We start from the raw sequence: 20,936 nt of genomic DNA, 5'->3' as shown, positions 1-20,936 counted from the left end.
ATCTGATTGACACAGCCCCTGCTGCCGCGCGACACAGTGGCGCAACGCCGCCCCCATCCGGAGCCTCCCTTTATGCTGTCCCGTGCCGCCCTCCTGCTGGGCGCCGCCCTGCTCCCGCTCACCGCCGCCACCGCGCAACCCGCTCCGACCACACCCGCCCCCGCGATCAAGCCGATCGCCTTCACCGAGCGCACGCTCGCCAATGGCCTGCGCGTCTACGCGATCCGCGACACGAGCACGCCCAACGTCTCGGTCCAGGTCTGGTACGATGTCGGATCGAAGGACGATCCCGCCGGGCGCTCGGGCTTCGCGCACATGTTCGAGCATTTGATGTTCAAGGCGACGCGCAACCTCGTCTCCGAACAGTTCGATCGGCTGACCGAGGATGTCGGCGGCAACAACAATGCCTCGACCAACGACGACTACACCGAATATCACGAGACGATCCCGGCGAACCACCTCCAGCGGCTGCTGTTCGCCGAGGCCGACCGGATGGCCGCGCTCGTCGTCGAGCCCAAGAGCTTCGCCTCCGAACGCGACGTGGTGAAGGAGGAGTTGCGCCAGAACACCAACGCGCGGCCCTACGGCAAGCTGTTCTCGCTCTATTTCCCCGCCGTGTCCTACACGCGCCATCCGTACGCACGCGGGACGATCGGCAGCCTCGACAATCTCGAGAGCGCACAGATCGACGATGTCCGCGCGTTCCACGCGACCTATTATCGGCCCGACAATGCCGTGCTCGTCGTCTCGGGCAATTTCGATGCGGCGCAGCTCGATGGCTGGGTCGACCAGTATTTCGCGAAGATCAAACGCCCGACATCGCCGATCCCGCGCGTCACCGTGCCCGAACCCGCGCGCACCAAGGCAACGCATTACGTCGTCCACGAAGCCAACACGCCGCTGCCTGCGGTGATGATCAGCTATCCGATCCCCGCCGACAACCATCCCGACGGCCCCGCACTGAGCGTGCTCAATGCGGTACTGTCGCAAGGCGAGAGCTCGCGGTTGTACGAATCGCTCGTCTATCGCGATCAGCTCGCGCAGAGCGCCGAGAGCGTGCTCGATTCGAAGCAGGGCCCGGGCAACCTCGCGGTGTTCGCGATCCTCGCGGGCGGCAAGACCGCAGCAGCCGGCGAGACGGCGCTGCGCCGCGAAGTCGCGCGGCTGCGCGATACGCCGGTGAGCGCCACCGAACTCGCCGAGGCGAAGAACGAGATCCTGACGGGCGCACTGCAGGCGCGCGAGACCCCCGAAGGCAAGGGCCGCACGATCGCCTCGTCGGTGATCATCGACGGCGACGCGCGCGCCGCCGACCGGCAGCTCGCCGCGATCGGCCGCGTTACCGCCGCCGACGTCCAGCGCGTCGCAGCGAAGTATCTGCGCGACCAGCGTTCGGCGACGATCCAGTATCTCCCCGAGGATGCGACCGCCAAGGCACCGCAGAACGACCGGATCGAAGTCGCCGATACCGTGGTGGTCTCGCCATTGGTCGCGCCCGGCAAGATCGAGGTGGTGACGCCCGCCAGCGCTGCCGACCGCATCGCCCCGCCACCACCCGCCGCCGCGATCGCCGCAGCCGCACCGGTGACCCACGAATTCGCGCTCGCCAACGGGATGCGCGTCGTCGTGGTCGAGAAGCACGATCTGCCGCTGCTCACCGCCTTGCTCGTCGCGCAGGGTGGGGCGGCCGACGACCGGCCCGATCGTGCCGGGGTCAACAGCCTCGCTGCGGACTTGCTGACCAAGGGCACCACGACCCGCTCGGCAACCCAGATCGCGCGGCAGATCGAGGCGCTTGGCGGATCGATCTCAAGCGATGCGAGCTGGGACGGCAGTTCGATCGAGGTGACGGTCAAGTCCGACCAGGCGACGCCCGCGCTGGCGATCCTCGCCGATGTCGCGCGCAATCCGGTCTTCGCGCCCGCCGAGATCGAGCGCGCGCGCGCGCAGACGATCGACGGCGTCCAGGTCGCGATCAAGGATCCGAGCCAACTCGCCGGGCTCGTCGCCGCGCGCGCGGCGCTCGGTGCTTCGCCGTACGGGCATCCGCGCTCGGGCACGCCGATGTCGCTCAAGGCGATCACGGCGAGCGACATCCGCGCCGCCTATGCCAAGGCCTGGGCGCCCGCACAGGCGACGCTGGTGATCGTCGGCGACGTGACTCCGGCACACGCCAAGGCGCTTGCCGAAGCCAATTTCGCCAGCTGGAAGGCGAGCGTGCCGGTCGGTCCCGATGGCCCGCGGCAGATCTACCCCGCGCCGCGCGTCGTCGTGGTCGACATGCCGGGCGCGGGCCAGGCCGGCGTCGTCGTGGCGCGCCCCGGAATCGCACGCAGCGATCCGGCCTATTATCCCGCGGCGGTCGCCAACACGGTGCTCGGCGGCGGTTTCTCCTCGCGGCTCAACCAGGAGATCCGCATCAAGCGCGGGCTTGCTTATGGCGCCGGAAGCAGCGTGCAAGCCGGTCGCCTGCCGGGCGTCGTCGCCGCGCGCACCTCGACCAAAAATCCGAGCGCGCCCGAGACGGTGTCGATCATCCTCGCCGAAATGAAGCGGCTTGGTGCCGAACCCGTCAGCGCGGCCGAGCTCGATACGCGCAAAGCGGTGTTGGTCGGCAATTTCGGCCGTGCGACCGAGACGACGGGCGGGATCGCCGGGACGGTCGGCGGCTATGTCGTCCAGGGCCTGCCGCTCAGCGAGCTCGGGCAGTACACGCAGCGCGTGTCGGCGGTCGATCCGGCGGCGGTGCAGGCGGCAGCGGCAAAGCTGCTCGATCCAGCGGCGGCGAGCGTCGTCGTGGTCGGCGATGCGAAGCTCTTCCTGCCCGAACTGCGCAAGGCCTATCCGAACGTCGAGGTGATCGGCGCGGACGTGCTCAAGCTCGACAGCGCGGCGCTGCGCTGATCGATCCCTGCAACCGTCACCCCGGCCGCGCCGGGGTGACCGAACCCCTGCATTAACCACCAATCGTATCGTCGCGAGACACCCCTAAATCAGCAGCATCGCAGCGCGCCAAAATCGGCTAAAGCGCGCGCGTGTATTTGCAGGCGGTCCTTGGCTGGGTGAAGATGCGGCGGCTGAGCAAGCTCGGTGCCGTCGGCCTGTGCGCGCTCGTGCTGGCGGGCGTATCGGCGCATGCGGCGCTGCGTGCGATCATCCTCCAGCACGCCAAGGCGGCGCAGCACGCCCCTGCGCCGAGCGGTTATGAGATCGAGGATCATTTCCCCGGCGCCGCGTATTTCAACGCGGCCGACGATGCGGTGCAGAGCGACAGCGCCCCGGCGCGCGGCGCGACCGGGACGATCGCACTCCCCGACCTGCCGCTCCCGGTCGGCGCGGCGGCGCTCGCGGGGGACACCTCGGTCCGTCCCGCCCTCCCCTTTTCGATGGCGCGCGCGAGCGCGATCGACCGTGGCCGCGCGCTCCAATGCCTGACCACCGCGATCTATTACGAAGCCGCGAGCGAGCCCGATGCCGGGCAGCAAGCCGTCGCGCAGGTGATCCTCAACCGCGTGCGGCACCCGGCCTTCCCGGCCACGGTATGCGGCGTGGTGTTCCAGGGTTCGGAACATACCGGCTGTCAGTTCAGCTTCGCGTGCGATGGCGCGCTCCAGCGTGGGAGCCCGTCGCAGGCCTATTGGCTACGCGCGTTGAAGGTCGCCGCCGCGGCGCTCAACGGGCATGTGATGCCGCAAGTCGGGCTCGCGACGCATTACCATACCTATGCCGTCACCCCGGCGTGGAACCGCAGCCTCGTGATGACGGCCGCGATCGGCGCGCATTTCTTCCACCGTTGGCAGGGTGGCTGGGGCACGCCGGCGGCGTTCCGCCAGCCGTATCTGGGCGGCGAGCCGATCCCGGGCCCGCACCCGCGGCTCGATCCGCCGGCTCTTATGACGGCAGCCGTCGTGACGCCTGCGCTGCCCGCCGCCAAGCCGGTCACGATTCAGCCGACCTATACGCAAAGCGGCACCCCGATCGCCCCTGCAACCCCGGCTGCGGATACGCTGCCGGGTGACTCACAGATCCTCGATCGCTGGAAAGACTCGGGCAAGCCGCTGCGCTGAACTCGTCTTTCGGTAGCGCCGCGACCTCCCCAAGCTCGCCCTGAGCTCGTCGAAGGTCCGCTCTCCGCTTGCGCACGGCGCGCGAGCGGAGCGTTGGGCTTCGACAGGCTCAGCCCGAACGGAGTGCGGTATCTACCGTTCGCGACGAACCTCCCTTACTTTTTCACCGCCAGATACGTGTCGAACCACGCCCGCGTGCGCGCAACGACGTCGGCCGAATTGGCCGGCGCGCGGATGCCGTGGCCTTCTTCCGGATAGATCACCAGGCTGGTCGGTACGCCCATGTCCTTCAGCCCATGCCAATATTCGATCGACTGCGTCGGCGGCACTTCGATGTCGCGCTCGCCGACATAGATGAAGGTCGGCGTCTTGGCGTTCTTGATGAAATTGACCGCCGAGACATCCTCATAGGCCTTGCGATCCTCGTACAGCGTCTTGCCGAAGAACGGCAGCATCCACTGGTCGATGCCGTTGGTGCCGTAATAGCTCACCCAGTTCGACAGCCCCGCCCCCGCGACGATCGCCTTGAATCGGTTGGTCTGCGTGTTTGCCCACATCGCCATGAAGCCGCCATAGCTGCCGCCGGTCAGGCCGAGCCGCGCGTCGTCGACCGGGGCGACCTTTTCGACCGCGTCGATCCCGGTGAGGATGTCGCGCAGATCGCCGCCGCCGAAATCGCGCTTGTTGGCGGCGGTGAAGGCCTCACCCTGGCCGTAGCTGCCACGCGGATTGGGCAGGAAGATGTAATAGCCGGCATCGAGCATCGCGCCGTAGCCACCGCCGAAATACGGCACGTTCGCCGCCGACGGACCGCCATGGACGATCGTGATCATGGGCGCCTTCGCCTTGGGATCGGCGCCCAGCGGGGCGAGCAGCCAGCCCTGGACGTCGAAGCCGTCATTCTTCCAGCTGATGCTGCGCGCGGTCATCTTGGCCGGGATCGCGTCATTGTCGTGCGTGATCTGGACGGGCGCATCGACCGGGCCGGCGAAGATCGCTGGGGCATGCGTGAAGTCCTGCACCACCGTGGCGACGGTCTTGCCATCGGCGCTCCACGCGGCCTTGGCATCGCCCGCGGCGAGGTTCGACGGGCGGCTCCAACCGAGGCCGTCGGTGCTTGCGCGCTCGGCATAGAGCCCCATCCGGTCGCCGCGCAGCGCGGTGCCGCGGATGGCGGCGTCGCGCCACACAAGCGACGTCACCGTCAGCTTGCTGTTGGGCTGCGTGTTGCGTGGTTCGCCGCCGGCGAAGGGCACGGTCCAGACATCGCCGCCGACCGAGCCGAAATCGCTCATCAACCCGCCGATATAGGCGACGGTCTTGCCGTCGGGCGATACGCGCGGGAAGTTGAGCTGCGTCTTGGGGCGGGCGATCGTGCGCACCGCGCCGGTCTTGGCGTCGACCGCGTCGAGCGTCGCGACCCACCAATTGTTGTCGCCATTGCCGAGCGCCGAGGTGACGACGAAGCCGCTGCCATCGGGCGTCCAGTCATATTCGTAAATGTAGCGATCGGCGGGTGAAAGCGGCTGGACCTTGTCCGCCGTCACGCTGCCGCTCACGTCGAACACGGCAAGCCGCTGTTCGTCGCTCTTCTCGCCGATCTCGCCGATCTGGCGCACCCCGGCCTGCGCCGCGCCCGCTTCCTTCGCCGCGCCGATCGTGACGAGCAAGGCGATGCGCGACCCGTCGGGCGAGAAACGCGGCGTCTGTGCGATGCCGCTGATCGTCGCGACCGTATGCGGCTTGCCGTCATGGTCGACGAACAGCGTGACGAGCCCGGCCTTCTTGTCGCGCGTGAGATAGGCGAGGCTGCCGTCGGGCGCGAAGGTCAGACCCGACACCGAACACAGGGCGCCGCACGGATCGAAGCTGCGCAGCACCTTGCCGCTCGTCGCGCGAATCGTGATGCTAGTCTTGCTGCCCTCGCCGTCAATCGTCGCGATCCGGTCGCCCTGCGCCGAGAGCGCGAGCCCGCCATAGGAATGCACCGTGGGTGCGGCGAGCGCCGGGCTGGCGGAGGCGGCGAGCAGAAAAGCGAACAGGCTGAGGCGCATGGCAGGGAAGCTCCGTCGAGTGATGGAGCGGGATAGCACAGTGCGGCGGCGGAGCAATCGCGTCGCTGCGCCGATCGATTACGGCTTCCCGACCTGCGCGAGCAGCACGTCGACCGCCGCGCTCAACTGCGCATCGGTGCCGGTGCCTTCGCCGAGCGGCCGCGTCACCGTGACGTCGACCGGGCGCGGGTGCATTTCCATGTCCTGGCCGCGGCCGTCCTGGATTCGCGTGCCAGGCGTGCGCACCGACGACCCGTCGATCAGCGGCTCGCCGCCGGTGAAGATGATCCACCCTGCGGTCGGCTGCCCGACCACCTTGCCGAGCCCGAGCGCGCGATAGCCTTCGGTGAAATCCTCGGCGTCCGACAGCGACGATTCGTTGGTGACGAGCACGGTCGGCTTGCCGAGCGCACGCTGGCCTAGCGCCTGGCGGCCGGGCAGCGGGAACAGGTCGCGCGGCGTCATCGTCAGATAATTGGCGCGCGCGAAGACGTCGATCGCATAGCCGTTGATGAAGCCGCCATTGTTGTTGCGGATGTCGACGACGACGCCTTGCCGCCGCTGATTCTCGGCATCGAGATCGAGATAGAGCTGGTCGAGCGATTCGGACGACATGTCGGCGATGTGGACATAGCCGAGCTTGCCGCCCGACAGCCGATCGACCAGCGCGCGGCGGTCATCGACCCATTGGCGGTAGGCGAGCCCCGCTGCCGCGCCGACCGAGATCGGCCGGACGACGACGCTGCGCTGACCAGTCGCGCCAACGACGCCGAGCGCGACGCGGCGGCCGACGCTGTTCTCGAGCAGCGCATCGATATTGCCATGCGCGCCGATCGCGACGCCGCCGACGCTGACGATCCGGTCACCGGGAGCGATCTTCTCGATCGCCGCGGGCCCGAGCCGCACCACGTCGCGCACGATCAGACCGCGTCCCGCATCATAGGCGGCGCGATCGAAGCGCAGCCCGAGATCGCCGACGCGATTGGGCCGCGCGCTACCCGGTGCGCCGGGGCTAAGCGAAATGCCCGAATGCGAGGCGTTGAGCTCGCCGATCATCAGATTGATGATCCGCCGCTCCTCGTCGGGCGTGCGGGCCCCGGCGATATAGGGCTGGAAGCGCGCGCGCAGCGCCTTCCAGTCCTGGCCGTTGAATTTCGCATCGAAGAATTTGCGGTCGAGGATGCTCCACGCCTCGTCGAACACGATCTGTTTCTCGGTCGCGAAGTCGACGTCCATTTCGGCGCCGACCGGGATCGGCTTGGGTTTGGGGCTGTCGAGCGGCGTCGAAATGACGCGGCCGCCGTCGAGATAGAAGAGCGTCTTGCCGTCGCCCGCGAGCGCGAAATCGCCCTTCGGCCGATCGCTCTGCGTGAGTTGCTGCGCGACCGGAGGCTCGTCGGCAAGTTCGTCGAGGTTGTAGCTGTAGAGGTTGGCACGGCCCTTCTCGCGTGCGCGGAAGACGAGCGTCTTGCCGTCGGGGCTGATCACCGGCGTGTCGGCATTGAGCCCGAGCGGCAGGATCGTCGCGCGCGCGCGCAGGCCCTCCCACACGATCGACACCGGCTTCACCTTCGGCGCGGGGGTCGGCGGCGCGGCCCCCTTCTTCGCTGCGACGGGCAGCGGCTTGGGCGTCGGCGGCGTGGGCGTGTCAGACGGCGTGTCGGGCGTGCCGGGCTGTTTGCCGGGCTTGAACAGGTCGCTGAACTTGTCTTCCTTGAACTTCGGCACGTGCGGCAGCAGATCGATCCGCACGATCCGCGAATCCTCGCTGCGCTGCGCGGTGTCGAAGAGGATGTAGGTGCCGTCGGGCGACCAGGCGATCCCGCCCATCTGGCCGTTGGCGAGGAAACTGATCGGCCGCGCCGCGCCACCTGCGGCGGCGGCGACATGGACGTTCACGAACGAGCGCGAATCGAGCAACGGGAAGGCGATATACTGGCCATCGGGCGACCAGGTCGGGCGCGGGCCATCGCGCTCGTCGGTCGCGATCGCGCCGGTGAACAGCGTACGATCGGCGCCGCCTGCGAGTGTCACGACGTGGAGCTCGCGATCGTCGAGCACATACGCGGCCGACTTGCCGTCGGGCGCGTAAGTGGGCGCGGACGCGATCCCCTGGCGCGTCAGCACGGTCTCGCGCCCGCTTGCGACGTCATATTCGACGAGGCAATGCGCGAGCCCGCGCTCCGAAATGACGAGCGCGCGGCGGCTGTCGGGCGACCAGATCACTTCGCGCTCGGCACCCGGCGTATTGGTCACGCGCTGCGCCGTCCCGCCGTCCTTGGCCGACGTCGCGAACACTTCGCCGTGCCCGATCACCGCGATCTTCTGCCCGTCGCTCGAAAGTGCCAGGCGCGAGAAGCTCTGCAGCTGTTCGTGGCGGCGCGGCGTCGTGCTCGCAGCCCCGCGGAGCGTAATCGGCACCGCAGCGGCCTGCCCCGTCGCGGGATCGTAGCGCCACACACCGAAATCGCGCTCGAACACGACCGCCGACCCGTTTGCCGCCATCGACGGGTACAGAACGCGGCCGCTCGTGAAGTGCGTCAGCTGCTCGGGCGCCGCCTCTGCGCCGACGCCGACGCGCCAGAGATTCTCGGGCCCGCCCTTCGCGCTCATATAGACGAGGCTGGCACCGTCGCGGCTCCACATCGGCCAGGCGTGCTTCTCGCCATCGGCGAGGAGACGGCGATAAGCCCCGCCCTCGGCGACGGGCTTGAGCCACAGCTCGGTCTGGTCGATGTGCGAGGTGCCGTTGCGCCACCACTGTCCCGCGCTGATCCCACGCGTATTGATCGCCAGCGTGCTGCCATCGGGCGAGGGCGCGGCCTGGAACTCGGCGAGATAGGTCTCGCGGCTGACCTGCATCGGCGTGCCGCCATCGACCGCGATGCGGAAGATATCGGCCTGGCGGCCGACATCGGCGACGCCCGAGGCGAAGTACAGATATTTGCCGTCGGGCGACCAGGCGTCGAGCTCCTCGCCCGCCTCGGCATAGGTCAGCCGAGTCACCGCGCCGCTCGCCAGATCGAGCACATAGATGTTGGCGTTGCCGCCGCGCGTCGAGGTGAAGGCGAGCTTGGTCCCGTCGGGCGAATAGAGCGGGCGCGCCTCGGTCGCCGCATCGGTGACGAGCGGGCGCGCGACGCCGCCGTTCGCCGCGACCTCCCAGATGTCGCCGCCCGAGGCGAAGGCGATCAGCGCGCCGTCGGGGGAGAGCGTCGGCTCGGCGAAGGCGGGCCTGGCCTCCTGCGCCTGCGTGCGCGGTGCGGCCAGAGTGGTCGAGGCGAGCAGGCCCGTAGCCGCCAGCGCAAGGCGTTGAAATGTCATGAAGGAGCCCCGTTTCGTCGTTATCCCCGGCAATGAAGCGCAAAAGCCGGACGATCACAAGCCACACGCGTTTGCGCGGCTGGGGCGCAATCGCGGATGGTTTTGCAGGATCAGCATGCTAGCGCGGCTTCGTGGAAAATTCGACCGACAGACGCGCGATCCTGATGGGCGGCAGCGCGATCATGCTGCTGGCGCTGCTGCATGGCGCGCTGTTCTGGCCGGGGATCATGACGTGGGACGCGATCCGGCAATTTGGCCAGGCGCTGAGCGGTCAGTATGACGATTGGCACCCACCGGCGATGAACTGGCTGTGGCGGCAGCTCGGGCTGTTCGGCGCGGGGCCGGCGCCGATGCTGGTGCTGCAGCTTGCGCTCTATTGGGGTGGCACCGCTTTGTGGATGCAGGCGGCATGGGCGCGCGGACAGCGGGCGGCGGCGGGGGCGATCGGCTTGCTCGCGCTGTCGCCGATCGTGCTGGTGCTGGTGGGCACGATCCTTAAGGACAGCCTGTTCGCAGGCACGTTGCTGCTCGCGAGCGGCCTGCTCGCCGCGCGACCGGGCGACCGCGCCGCGCGGATCGTCGCCGCGCTGCTGCTCGTCGCGGCGGCGACGCTGCGCTTCAATGCGGTTCCGGCGTGCCTGCCGCTGCTGTTGCTTGCCCTGCCGACCGCATGGCGGCGAACGTGGCCGCGGCTCGGCGCGACTGCGGTGCTTGCGGCGATCCCGCTGGTGCTCGCTTTGCCGCTCGCCAACACAGCGCTTCACGCCAAGCGCAGCGGCGTCGAACTGTCGCTGGTGATCTACGATCTCGGCGGGATCGGCGCGTTCGCCCGGACCGATGTCTTCCCGCGTACGGGGGTCTCGAAGCCGATCGCGGTCAATGCCGACTGCTATTCGCCGATCTCGTGGGATCGCTACGCCTGGTGGGGGGCGGCACCGTGCGCGATCGGCTTCACCACGCTCGCCGCGCCGCTCAAGACCGGGCACGGCCCCTATGGCTGGTGGGCCGCCGCCGTCGCCGCGCATCCGCTCGCCTATGCGGGGCACCGCCTCGCGCATTTCGACCGCAATACCCGCTTTCTGGTCCACGATGCCGATCTGCCGGGCCTGTCACCGCAGTCCGATCCCAACCGCTGGGGCTTCACCGTCGCGCCGAACGGCTGGCGCAGCGCGCTCCAGCACGCCGCCGACGCGGTGCTGACGACGCCGCCGGGCTGGCCGGTCTGCTGGCTGGCGCTCGGCCTCGGCTTGCTCGTGCTGCGCCCACGGCTCGGCGATGGCGATCCGGCGGTCGCGCTGGCGTGGTCGGCGGTGCTCTACGGCTTCAGCTATCTGCCGCTGAGCGTCGCGTCCGAGGTGCGCTACCACTTCTGGACGATGACCGCGGTCGGGATCGCCGCCGCGCTGGTGCTCTCGCAGCGCGCGACGTGGCGACTGCCGCGCTGGCAGCTCGCACTCGCGGCGGCACCGCTGCTCATCGTCGTCGCGGCGGGGGTCATCGCGCGCGCGTGACGTCTCGAAGCGGTTTGAAGCGGCGCGTTCCTGCTCTAGGGCTGCGGGCATGAAGCGTTTCTGGACCCACGTCACCCTCGACGACACCCGCGCCGTCTTTCTCGACGGCAAGCCCGTGCGCACCCCCGGCCGCGTGCCGCTCGCCTTGCCGAGCGATGCGCTAGCCAAGGCCGTCGCCGATGAATGGCGCGCGGTCGAGGGCGAGATCGACCCGCGCGCGATGCCTTTGACGGGGCTCGCCAACGCCGCGATCGACCGGATCTCGCCCGACCCGACGCTGTTCGCGCGCGGGCTAGCCGCTTACGCCGAGAGTGACTTGCTCTGTTACCGCGCCGATTCGCCCGAGGATCTGGTCGCGCGGCAGGCCGAGGCGTGGGATCCGCTGATCGATTGGGCGCGGCTGCGCTACGATGTGCATGTCGAAACCGTGACCGGCATCCTCCACCGCGCGCAGCCAGCGGCAACGCTGCAACGACTCGGCGATGCGATCGCCGTTCGCGGGCCCTACGAGCTGGCGGCGCTGTCGCCGATCGTGACGATCGGCGGCTCGCTGATCGCAGCGCTGGCGCTCGCCGAACAGGCCGCGACGCCCGAACAGGTGTGGGACGCGGTGACGCTCGACGAGGACTATCAGGCCGAACGCTGGGGCCGCGATCCGCTCGCCGAGGCGGGGATTGCGACGCGCCGCCGCGATTTCGGCGCCGGCGTGCGGATGCTGGAATTGCTGCGGTAGGCGCTCGGCACAGACACCGCCCTCTTCGTCACCCCGGCCCTGTGCCGGGGTCCACCGGGATACGCGTCCTGCCCGCGAATACCGCGTGGAACGGTGGACCCCGGCACAAGGCCGGGGTGACGTCTCAGGGTTCGCTTACTTCTCAGGCAGCCGCCGGATGAAGCCAATCATCCCGCGCTGGCGCGAGCGCTTGAGCCGCTCCGCCGTCAGGATCGTCTGGACGCACTCGTAGCAATCGTCGAGATCGTCGTTGACCAGCACATAGTCATAGCCATCCCAATGGCTCACCTCGGCCTGCGCGCGGTCCATGCGGCGGTCGATCACTTCCTGCGTATCGGTCGCGCGATCCTCGAGTCGCTGGCGCAGCGTCTTGAGGCCTGGCGGCAGGATGAACACGCGGACGACGTCGCCGCCAGCCAGCTGGAACAGCTGCTGCGCACCCTGCCAGTCGATATCGAACAAGATGTCCTGGCCGTGCTCGAGATCCTTGAACACGGTGTCGCGCGGCGTGCCGTAGCGCTCGTCGAACACGCGCGCCCATTCGAGGAACTGGTCGTCCTCCGCCATCGCGCGGAAGGTTTCCTTGTCGACGAAGTGATAGTCCTTGCCGTCGACCTCGCCCTTGCGCGGTGCGCGCGTCGTATACGACACCGACATCTTGATGCGGTTGCGCTCTTCCTTGAGCAGGCGGTTGGCAATCGTGGACTTGCCCGCGCCCGATGGCGAGGACAGCACGAACATCAGCCCGCGACGCTTGAAGTTCTTGGGCTGGGAGGAGCGATGATCGACCATGCGCGCTAGTGGCGCGCACCTGCCCCTCCCGTCAAGGTTTGGCGTGACTCAGCTGCGCGGCGCATCCTCGCCGAACACGCGCGTCTTGATCTGGCCAAGCCCGCGCAGGACAAGCCACCCAGTCGCGAAGGTCAGCGCGAGCGGGATCACCGCCTTGACGACATTGGCGACGATCATACCCTCGATCGCGCCGTCGATCGTGCTGTCGTCACCGTCGGAACCATCGATCGCAGCACCGATTGCAGCGCCGATCATCGTCGTGAAACTCATCGTCTTTCTCCAATTCGTTACGCTTAGCGCACGAAACGGACGATGGTTCCGGTCGGGTCAGACCATCGTCTCGGGACGGACCAAGCGATCGAAGGTCGCTGCATCGACGAGGCCGAGCGCGAGCCCCGCCTCCTTGAGCGTCAGGCCTTCATGGTGTGCGTGCTTGGCGATCCTGGCGGCATTGTCATAGCCGATCTCGGGCGCGAGCGCGGTGACGAGCATCAGCGAGCGATCGACCAGCTCGGCGATTCGCGCGCGATCCGGCTCGATCCCCGCGACGCAGCGCTCGGCGAAGCTCGCCATGCCGACGGCGAGCAGGTCGATCGAGCGCAGCAGCGCCGCGCCGAGCACAGGCTTGAACACGTTGAGCTCGAGGTGCCCCTGCAAGCCCCCGATCGTGATCGCCTGGTGGTTGCCGATCACTTGGGCGGCGACCATCGTCAGCATCTCGCACTGCGTCGGGTTGACCTTGCCCGGCATGATCGAGCTGCCCGGCTCGTTCTCGGGCAAATGCAGCTCGCCGAGCCCCGAGCGCGGGCCCGAGCCGAGCAAACGGATATCGTTGGCGATCTTGGTCAGCGCGACGGCGAGCGTGTTGAGCGTCCCCGAGACGTGGACGATCGGGTCGTTCGACGCGAGCGCCTCGAACTTGTTGGGCATCGTCTCGAAGGCGAGGCCGGTGAGCCGCGCGATCTCGGCGGCGATCGCGACGTCGAAACCGGCGGGCGCGTTGAGTCCGGTGCCGACCGCGGTGCCCCCTTGCGCGAGCAGCAGCATGTTGTGCGTGATCGCGGGTTCGATGCGGTGGTAGCAGCGATAGAGTTGCCCCGCGTACCCTGAGAATTCCTGGCCGAGCGTGATCGGCGTCGCGTCCTGCAAATGCGTGCGGCCGATCTTGACGATATCGTGCCACGCGTCCGACTTCGCTTTCACCGCGCGGTTGAGCCGGTCGAGCGCGGGGAGCAGCCGCTGGGTCGCGCCGATCGCGGCCGCGATGTGGAGCGCTGTCGGGAAGCTGTCGTTCGACGACTGGCTCATATTGACGTGGTCGTTGGGGTGGACCGGGGTCTTGCCGCCGCGCTTCCCCGTCAGCATTTCGTTCGCGCGGCCGGCGATGACTTCGTTGACGTTCATGTTCGACTGCGTGCCGCTGCCGGTCTGCCAGATGACGAGCGGGAACTGGTCGTCGAGCGTGCCCGCAGCGACTTCGGCGGCGGCCGATTCGATCGCGTCGGCGATTTCGGGCGCTAAGCCGTGCGCGCGGTTTACGCGGGCAGCGGCCTGCTTGACGATCGCGAGCGCGTGGATGATCGCGATCGGCATCCGCTCGGTCGCGGGGAAGGGAAAATTCTCGATCGAGCGCTGCGTCTGCGCCCCCCAATAGGCGGCGGCAGGGACTTCGACGGCCCCGAGCGAATCGGTTTCGGTGCGGGTGTTTTCAGCCATGCCAGACTCCGTCATGCCGGGCCCGTCCCGGCATCCACCGGGCCGCAAGACCGGACGGGTGGCATGTGCGGCACGGTAGACCCCGGGACAAGCCCGTGGTGACGGAAATGGCTCGCAATTTTGGCGATACAGCCGTCACGGGAGTAAATCCCGTGACGTCGGAGGCGGCGGGCTGCGCCGGCCGGCGGTTCGCGTCGCTTGCGCGACCGCCGGGCAGTTCGCGCGGCTCGCTCCCTACTTCTTCCGCTTGAAATCCACTGCGACGACGTTCGAACCATCCTCGACCGGCTTGTGCACCGGCTCGTCGTTTTCCGCGGTGTCGTGCGGCTCGGGGCCGTCGGGAATATCCTGCGCCTGGAAGCGCAGTTCGAAATTAACCGCAGGATCATGGAAACCGGTGATCGCCGAATAGGGAATGACCAGCTTCGAGGCGACTTGATTGAAGCTCAGGCCGACCGAGAAGCGCTCGTCATCGACGACCAGATCCCAATAGCGGTTCTGCATCACGATCGTCATCTCGTCGGGAAAGCGCTCGAGCAGCCGCTGCGGGATGTCGACGCCGGGCGCCTGCGTCTTGAAGGTGATGTAGAAATGGTGCTCGCCGGGCAGGCCACCATTGGTCGCCACCGACCCAAGGACGCGGCCGACCACGGCACGCAGGGCTTCCTGTACGATATCATCGTAGGGAATCAGGCTATCGGGCATGCCATCGCTCATGCGTCCTTGGGTAGCGCGGTTTGATGGCGGGTCAAGATTGCATGCGTCCCTAACGGCGCTATGGGAAGCAAATGCGCACCGCCACGATCAGCCGCCGGACCAGCGAGACCTCCATCGACGTCTCGGTCAACCTCGATGGAACGGGGGCGTTCCAGATTTCGACCGGGATCGGCTTCTTCGATCACATGCTCGAACAACTGAGCCGCCACTCGCTGATCGACTTGGACGTAAGGACCGTCGGCGATCTGCATATCGACCAGCACCACACCGTCGAGGACACCGGCCTCGCGATCGGCGCGGCGATCCTCGAGGCGCTCGGCGAAAAGCGCGGAATCCGGCGCTACGCCGACGCGCATTCGCCGATGGACGAGACGCTCACCCGCGTCGCGATCGACATTTCGGGGCGGCCGTATCTCGTGTGGAAGACCGAATTCTCGCAGAAGAAACTGGGCGAGATGGACACCGAGATGTTCGAGCATTTCTTCCACTCGTTCGCGCAGACCGCCGGCATCACTTTGCACATCGAGACGCTGTACGGATCGAACAACCACCACATCGCCGAGGCGGCGTTCAAGGGCGTCGCGCGGGCGTTGCGCGAAGCGGTCGAGCTCGACCCGCGGAAAGCGGGCGTGATCCCCAGCACCAAGGGGACGTTGTGATGCTCCCCTCCCGCTTGCGGGAGGGGCCGGGGGAGGGAACGACCTGGATCCCCGCGCTGCGCTTGCGGCACGCCCCTCCCCTAACACCTCCCGCAAGCGGGAGGGGGATTTGACGCTTGCCCTCATCGATTACGGCGCAGGAAATCTGCATTCGGTCGCCAATGCGCTGAAAGCGGCGGGCGGCACCGACGTGCTCGTCACCGCCGATGCGGATGCAGTGCTCAAGGCCGACCGCATCGTCCTTCCCGGCGTCGGTGCGTTTGGTGCCTGCGCCGCGGCGTTGCGCGGCGTCCCCGGCATGGTCGAGGCGCTCGAGCAGCGCGTTCGGCGCGACGGCGTGCCGTTCCTCGGCATCTGCGTCGGGATGCAATTGATGGCCGACACCGGCGAGGAGCATGGCGTCCATGCCGGGCTCGGCTGGATCCGCGGCAGCGTCCGGCACCTCACGCCGACCGATGCAACCGCCAAGGTCCCGCACATGGGTTGGAACGACGTCGTCCCCACCACCCCGCACGCGCTGATCGTGCCGGGCGAAGCGTATTTCCTGCACAGCTACGCCTTTGACGGGGCCGACACGCTGGCAACGACCGAGCATGCCGGCCCGGTCACCGCGGCGATCGGCCGCGACAATCTGCTCGGCGTGCAATTCCATCCCGAAAAGAGCCAGCGCTACGGTCTTGCGCTGTTGGAGAGGTTCCTGACGTGGCGTCCTTGATCATCTTCCCCGCGATCGACCTCAAGGGCGGCCAGGTCGTCCGCCTCGCCGAGGGCGATATGGACCGCGCGACCGTCTATGGCGACGACCCCGCCGCGCAGGCGATGCTGTTCGCAGAGCAGGGTGCCGAATATCTCCACGTCGTCGATCTCGATGGCGCGTTCGCCGGCAAATCGGTCAATGGCGAAGCGGTGTCCGAGATCGTCAAGCGCTTCCCCGGCCATGTGCAGCTCGGCGGCGGGATCCGTGACCGCGCCGGGATCGAGCGCTGGTTCGACATGGGCGTGTCGCGTGTGGTGATCGGCACGGCGGCGCTTGAGAACCCGGAGTTGGTGCGCGAAGCGGCGCGCGATTTCCCCGGCGGGATCGTCGTTGCGGTCGATGCCAAGGACGGTTTCGTCGCGACCAAGGGTTGGGCCGATGTCTCGACGGTCGAGGTCGCCGATATGGCGCGGCAGTTCGAGGATGCCGGTGTCGCGGCGCTGTTGTTCACTGACGTTGGCCGCGACGGGATGCTGAAGGGCGCCAACGTCCAGGCGACCGTCGACCTCGCGCGCGCGGTGAAGATTCCGGTGATCGCCAGCGGTGGCGTGAAGGGGATCGCCGAGATCCATGTGCTCGCGCTGCATGCGCGTGACGGGATCGAGGGCGTGATTACCGGGCGCGCGCTGTATGACGGCCGGCTCGATCTGGCGGCGGCGCTCGCCGTGGCGGCGGCGGCGTGAAAAGCATGTTCGCGCGGAGACGCGGAGGCGCGGAGATGGTGCGCGCGTCGCGACCGTCCCGAGTGATCCGCGAATGCAGAATGCGCTTCGCCCGACGCGGATGCCAGAGACTTGGCGACCCGTCTTCTTTCCTCCGCGTCTCCGCGCCTCCGCGCGAACCCATCTTCTTTTTCTTCAAAGCCGCTCGCCCATGACCGTCCGCGCCCGCGTCATCCCGTGCCTCGACGTCGCCAACGGTCGCGTCGTCAAGGGCGTCAATTTCGTCGACCTCAAGGACGCCGGCGATCCGGTCGAGCAAGCGCGTGCCTATGACGCCGCCGGGGCCGACGAACTCTGCTTCCTCGATATCGGCGCAAGCCATGAGGCGCGCGGCACGATCCTCGACGTCGTGCGGCGCACCGCCGAAGTGTGCTTCATGCCGCTAACCGTCGGCGGCGGAGTGCGCTCCGTCGAGGATGCGCGCGCGCTGCTGCTCGCGGGCGCCGACAAGGTCGCGGTCAATTCCGCCGCGGTCGCGCGGCCCGAGCTCGTCGCCGAGCTCGCCGACAAGTTCGGCAGCCAGTGCGTCGTCGCCTCGGTCGATGCGCGGCAGGTCGATGGCGGCTGGGAAGTGTTCACGCATGGCGGCCGTCGCGCGACGGGAATCGACGCGGTCGCGCATGCGCTGCGGCTGGCCGAGCTCGGCGCGGGCGAACTGCTCGTCACCTCGATGGACCGCGACGGGACCAAGAGCGGGTTCGACCTGGCGCTGACGCGGACGATCGCCGACCAGGTGCGCGTGCCGGTGGTCGCGTCGGGCGGCGTGGGCGGGCTGGCCGATCTCGTCGCGGGGATCAGCGAGGGACATGCGAGCGCAGTGCTGGCGGCGTCGATCTTCCACTTCGGCGAGGTCAGCATCGCCGAGGCGCATGCCGCGCTCGCGGCGGCGGGGATCCCGGTGCGACGGCCCGTGGCATGATCCCCGTCACCCCGGACTTGATCCGGGTTCCATGCGGGTAGCTCGCACTTAGTGATCGGCGAGGTATCGACGTCTCGCCTGGATGCCGGATCAAGTTCGGCATGACGGAACGTTAAGAGCCCGAAGGTATCCTTCCATCATGCGCTTCCTATTCGCCCTCCTGCTCGCCAGCCCGGCGCTCGCCGCGCCGCATAGCGGTGTCGTCAAGGTTCGCACCGGCCCCGAGCTCTCCGACATCGTCCTCTTCGTCGTCGCGGCGCTCGGCATCTGGCTCATCAGGCGGGCGATGCGCGCCCGTTTTGCCAAGCGCGACACGCCCAAGGATTGACGCAAGCCCGCGCTTGGGCCAGCCCCGGCGCATGGCCGAAGATACGCTCGACGCTCTCGAAACGACAATCCGCGCACGCCGCGGCGCCGACCCGGCGACCTCCTACACCGCCAAGCTGTTTGCGCGCGGCCGCGGCAAGATCGCGCAGAAGGTCGGCGAGGAAGCCGTCGAGACCGTCATCGCCGCGCTGACCGAGGACAAGGCCGCGCTCGTCGGCGAGGCGACCGACCTGATGTTCCACCTGCTCGTGCTGCTCGCCGAGTGCGACGTGTCGCTCGACGACATCCGCGCCGAGATCCGCCAGCGCGAAGGCGTGTCGGGAATCGACGAGAAGGCCGCCCGGACGAAGGACTGACGCGCTCTTTCTTGCTCCCCTCCCGCTTGCGGGAGGGGCTGGGGGAGGGCATGTCGCACGCACTGGCGGGAGGCATGGGAGGACAGCCCCTCCCCTAACCCCTCCCGCAAGCGGGAGGGGAACTATGCCGATCGACGCGACGCAAGCCTATGACGACCAGAACATCTTCGCCAAGATCCTGCGCGGCGAGATTCCCGCGACGCGGCTCTACGAAGACGATTATGCGATCGCCTTCCCCGACATCGCCCCGCAGGCGCCGACGCACATCCTGGTGATCCCCAAGGGCGCCTATGTGTCGTGGGATGATTTCAGCGCGAGAGCGTCGGACGCCGAGATCGCCGGGTTCGTTCGCGCGGTCGGCACGGTCGCGCGCCATGCCGGGCTAGTCGCGCCGGGCTATCGCTTGCTGGCCAATACCGGACACCATTCGCACCAGGAGGTGCCGCACCTCCACGTCCATATCTTCGCCGGCCGCGCGCTCGGGCCGATGCTGGCGCGCTAAGGGGATTGCGCGCCCACGTTTTGCGGTTAGGTTTCCCGCCAACCAAAACTTTCGCGCCGGCAACGATCCGGCCCAGGGGACTTATCGAATGGCGACACAGCCCACTACGGGTATTCTGAACCGCATGCTGCTCCGAAAAACCGTGGAGCAAGTTCAACGCGAGACACAGACCAGCCAACTCAAACGCACGCTCGGCCCCTGGAACCTCGTGTTCCTCGGTATCGGCTGCATCATCGGCGCCGGCATCTTCGTGCGGACCGGCAACGCCGCCGCGCTCCATGCCGGCCCCGCCGTCCTCATCTCGTTCCTGATCGCGGGCTTCGTCTGCGCGCTCGCCGGCCTTTGCTACGCCGAGCTGTCCTCCACCCTGCCCGTATCGGGCTCGGCCTATACCTATAGCTACACCACGATCGGCGAGTTCGCCGCGTGGATCATGGGCGCGCTGCTGCTGCTCGAATACGGTCTCGCCGCATCGGTCGTCGCGGTCGGCTGGGCGGGCTATGTCGTCAGCCTGCTCGGCGACTTCGGCCTCGTCATCCCGGTCGAACTGACCGGTCCGACCGGCCATGTCATCAAGCATGCCGTCGGCGGCGAGCTCGTCCCCGTGATCGTCAACGGTGCGCCGCTGACCTATCTCTTCAACTTGCCCGCCTTCCTGATTTGCGGCGCGATGACCGCATTGCTGATCATCGGCGTGTCGGAGAGCGCCAAGGTCAACAACGTCATCGTCGCGATCAAGCTGACCGTGATCATCGCCTTCATCGTCATCTGCGGCGCGTTCGTGATCGCGCATTTCGACACGCTCAAGTCCAACTGGCAGCCGTTCATCCCGCCGGCGAGCGGCGACAAGGGCGAGTTCGGCTGGGGTGGCATCCTGCGCGCTGCCTCGATCGTGTTCTTCGCCTATATCGGCTTCGAGGCGGTCTCGACCGCGGGCCAGGAAGCCAAGAACCCCGCCAAGGACATGCCGATCGGCCTGCTCGGCTCGCTGTTCGTGTGCACCGCGATCTACATCCTCGTCTCGATCGTGATGACGCTGATCGTCAACTACAAGACGCTCGACGTGCCGGATCCCGTCGCCGTCGCGGTCGACGCGCTCGGCCCGCAATGGGCGTGGTTCGCAAAGCTGGTGAAGGCCGGCGCGATCGTCGGGCTGACCTCGGTCGTGCTCGTGCTGATGTATGGCCAGACGCGCATCTTCTACACGATGGCGCGTGACGGCCTGCTGCCGCGCGTCTTCGCAACCGTCCACAAGAAGTTCCAGACGCCGTGGGTCAACACGCTGCTCGTCGGTCTGATCACCGCGGTCGCTGCGGCGTTCTTCGACATCAACACGCTCGGCGACATGACCTCGGTCGGCACGCTCGCGGCGTTCGCGATCGTCTGCCTGTCGGTGATCTGGCTGCGGCGCACCCACCCGGAGATCCCGCGCGGCTTCCGCGTACCGCTCTATCCGGTGGTGCCGGCGGTCGGCATCCTCACTTGCATCGCGTTGATCTTCACGGTCGAGTCGCGCGTGCTGGTGTTCTTTGCCTGGTACACGCTGGCGGCGATCATCCTCTATTTCGCCTACGGCATGCACAACAGCCGGCTGGCGAAGGGCCTCGACGAGGAAGATGGCCCCGAGCTCGGCGAATATGTCGCGCCGGTGCATCGCCCGTAAGGGCAGGCGCCACGTAGGACACGAAAAAGGCCGGGGATCGCTCCCCGGCCTTTTTTGTGTCTGAGCGCCTCCCCTTCAGGGGCGGGGTTGGGGGTGGGGACGTACCTCGCAGAGACC

Annotated in this window: 18 protein-coding genes; 12 read left to right on the top strand and 6 right to left on the bottom strand. The window is 67.9% G+C overall.

Translation table 11 applies throughout. The features are described from left to right. Window positions 1-72: 72 nt before the first annotated feature. Window positions 73-2,904: a M16 family metallopeptidase gene (locus ACP7C5_RS01300; RefSeq protein ID WP_426262916.1), complete on the top strand. Its 2,832-nt coding sequence runs from the start codon at window positions 73-75 to the stop codon at window positions 2,902-2,904. Between the two features lie 131 nt (window positions 2,905-3,035). Further along, the gene (locus ACP7C5_RS01295) at window positions 3,036-4,067 is read left to right on the top strand and encodes a cell wall hydrolase (RefSeq protein WP_426262915.1); all 1,032 of its coding nucleotides are present in this window, start codon (window positions 3,036-3,038) and stop codon (window positions 4,065-4,067) included. A gap of 155 nt (window positions 4,068-4,222) precedes the next feature. On the opposite strand, the gene ACP7C5_RS01290 is transcribed toward ACP7C5_RS01295, so the two are convergent. Beyond that, window positions 4,223-6,121, bottom strand: coding sequence for a prolyl oligopeptidase family serine peptidase (locus ACP7C5_RS01290; protein WP_426262914.1), 1,899 nt, complete (start codon window positions 6,119-6,121; stop codon window positions 4,223-4,225). Between the two features lie 78 nt (window positions 6,122-6,199). Next, on the bottom strand, window positions 6,200-9,445 hold the full coding sequence (locus ACP7C5_RS01285) for a S41 family peptidase (protein WP_426262913.1): 3,246 nt from the start codon (window positions 9,443-9,445) through the stop codon (window positions 6,200-6,202). 131 nt (window positions 9,446-9,576) lie between these two features. On the opposite strand from ACP7C5_RS01285, the gene ACP7C5_RS01280 reads away from it, so the two are divergent. Both ACP7C5_RS01280 and ACP7C5_RS01275 read left to right on the top strand, forming a co-directional pair. Beyond that, the gene (locus ACP7C5_RS01280) at window positions 9,577-10,956 is read left to right on the top strand and encodes a hypothetical protein (RefSeq protein ID WP_426262912.1); all 1,380 of its coding nucleotides are present in this window, start codon (window positions 9,577-9,579) and stop codon (window positions 10,954-10,956) included. 49 nt (window positions 10,957-11,005) lie between these two features. Continuing rightward, window positions 11,006-11,689 (top strand): ATP12 family chaperone protein, encoded by a 684-nt coding sequence (locus ACP7C5_RS01275; protein WP_426262911.1) that lies wholly within the window; start codon window positions 11,006-11,008, stop codon window positions 11,687-11,689. Window positions 11,690-11,824: 135 nt separating this feature from the next. Here ACP7C5_RS01275 and gmk read toward each other — a convergent pair whose 3' ends face one another. From gmk to ACP7C5_RS01255, 4 genes are all read right to left on the bottom strand, one after another. Beyond that, window positions 11,825-12,481 (bottom strand): guanylate kinase, encoded by a 657-nt coding sequence (gmk, locus tag ACP7C5_RS01270; protein ID WP_322160664.1) that lies wholly within the window; start codon window positions 12,479-12,481, stop codon window positions 11,825-11,827. Between the two features lie 48 nt (window positions 12,482-12,529). Next, the gene (locus tag ACP7C5_RS01265; RefSeq protein ID WP_426262910.1) at window positions 12,530-12,751 is read right to left on the bottom strand and encodes a hypothetical protein; all 222 of its coding nucleotides are present in this window, start codon (window positions 12,749-12,751) and stop codon (window positions 12,530-12,532) included. 57 nt (window positions 12,752-12,808) lie between these two features. Then, the gene (gene fumC, locus ACP7C5_RS01260; protein WP_426262909.1) at window positions 12,809-14,197 is read right to left on the bottom strand and encodes a class II fumarate hydratase; all 1,389 of its coding nucleotides are present in this window, start codon (window positions 14,195-14,197) and stop codon (window positions 12,809-12,811) included. A gap of 234 nt (window positions 14,198-14,431) precedes the next feature. Next, window positions 14,432-14,914, bottom strand: coding sequence for an SspB family protein (locus tag ACP7C5_RS01255; protein ID WP_133190285.1), 483 nt, complete (start codon window positions 14,912-14,914; stop codon window positions 14,432-14,434). 71 nt (window positions 14,915-14,985) lie between these two features. Between ACP7C5_RS01255 and hisB the strand changes: the two genes are divergently transcribed. The 8 genes from hisB to ACP7C5_RS01215 all read left to right on the top strand — a co-directional run bounded on the left by hisB (window position 14,986) and on the right by ACP7C5_RS01215 (window position 20,819). Next, the gene (gene hisB, locus ACP7C5_RS01250) at window positions 14,986-15,573 is read left to right on the top strand and encodes an imidazoleglycerol-phosphate dehydratase HisB (protein WP_426262908.1); all 588 of its coding nucleotides are present in this window, start codon (window positions 14,986-14,988) and stop codon (window positions 15,571-15,573) included. A gap of 109 nt (window positions 15,574-15,682) precedes the next feature. After that, window positions 15,683-16,288, top strand: coding sequence for an imidazole glycerol phosphate synthase subunit HisH (hisH, locus tag ACP7C5_RS01245; RefSeq protein ID WP_354288291.1), 606 nt, complete (start codon window positions 15,683-15,685; stop codon window positions 16,286-16,288). Then, the gene (gene hisA / locus ACP7C5_RS01240) at window positions 16,276-17,013 is read left to right on the top strand and encodes a 1-(5-phosphoribosyl)-5-[(5-phosphoribosylamino)methylideneamino]imidazole-4-carboxamide isomerase (RefSeq protein ID WP_133190291.1); all 738 of its coding nucleotides are present in this window, start codon (window positions 16,276-16,278) and stop codon (window positions 17,011-17,013) included. Before hisH ends, hisA begins: the two co-directional genes overlap by 13 nt. 190 nt (window positions 17,014-17,203) lie before the next feature. Beyond that, window positions 17,204-17,971, top strand: coding sequence for an imidazole glycerol phosphate synthase subunit HisF (hisF, locus tag ACP7C5_RS01235; RefSeq protein ID WP_426262907.1), 768 nt, complete (start codon window positions 17,204-17,206; stop codon window positions 17,969-17,971). A 139-nt stretch (window positions 17,972-18,110) separates the two neighbouring features. Continuing rightward, window positions 18,111-18,299 (top strand): hypothetical protein, encoded by a 189-nt coding sequence (locus tag ACP7C5_RS01230; protein WP_426262906.1) that lies wholly within the window; start codon window positions 18,111-18,113, stop codon window positions 18,297-18,299. 31 nt (window positions 18,300-18,330) lie between these two features. Continuing rightward, on the top strand, window positions 18,331-18,654 hold the full coding sequence (locus ACP7C5_RS01225) for a phosphoribosyl-ATP diphosphatase (protein WP_426262905.1): 324 nt from the start codon (window positions 18,331-18,333) through the stop codon (window positions 18,652-18,654). Window positions 18,655-18,778: 124 nt separating this feature from the next. Next, entirely contained in the window at window positions 18,779-19,156 is a 378-nt protein-coding gene (locus ACP7C5_RS01220) for an HIT domain-containing protein (protein ID WP_426262904.1), read from the top strand. 124 nt (window positions 19,157-19,280) lie between these two features. After that, window positions 19,281-20,819: an amino acid permease gene (locus tag ACP7C5_RS01215; protein ID WP_133190301.1), complete on the top strand. Its 1,539-nt coding sequence runs from the start codon at window positions 19,281-19,283 to the stop codon at window positions 20,817-20,819. Window positions 20,820-20,936: the final 117 nt, after the last annotated feature.

The organism is Sphingomonas sp. PWP1-2 (assembly GCF_049898305.1).
In the GTDB taxonomy this organism is placed as follows: Bacteria; Pseudomonadota; Alphaproteobacteria; order Sphingomonadales; family Sphingomonadaceae; genus Sphingomonas; species Sphingomonas glacialis.
Note: the sequence above shows the minus strand (reverse complement) of the source record. Positions and strands in the feature narration are given on the sequence as shown.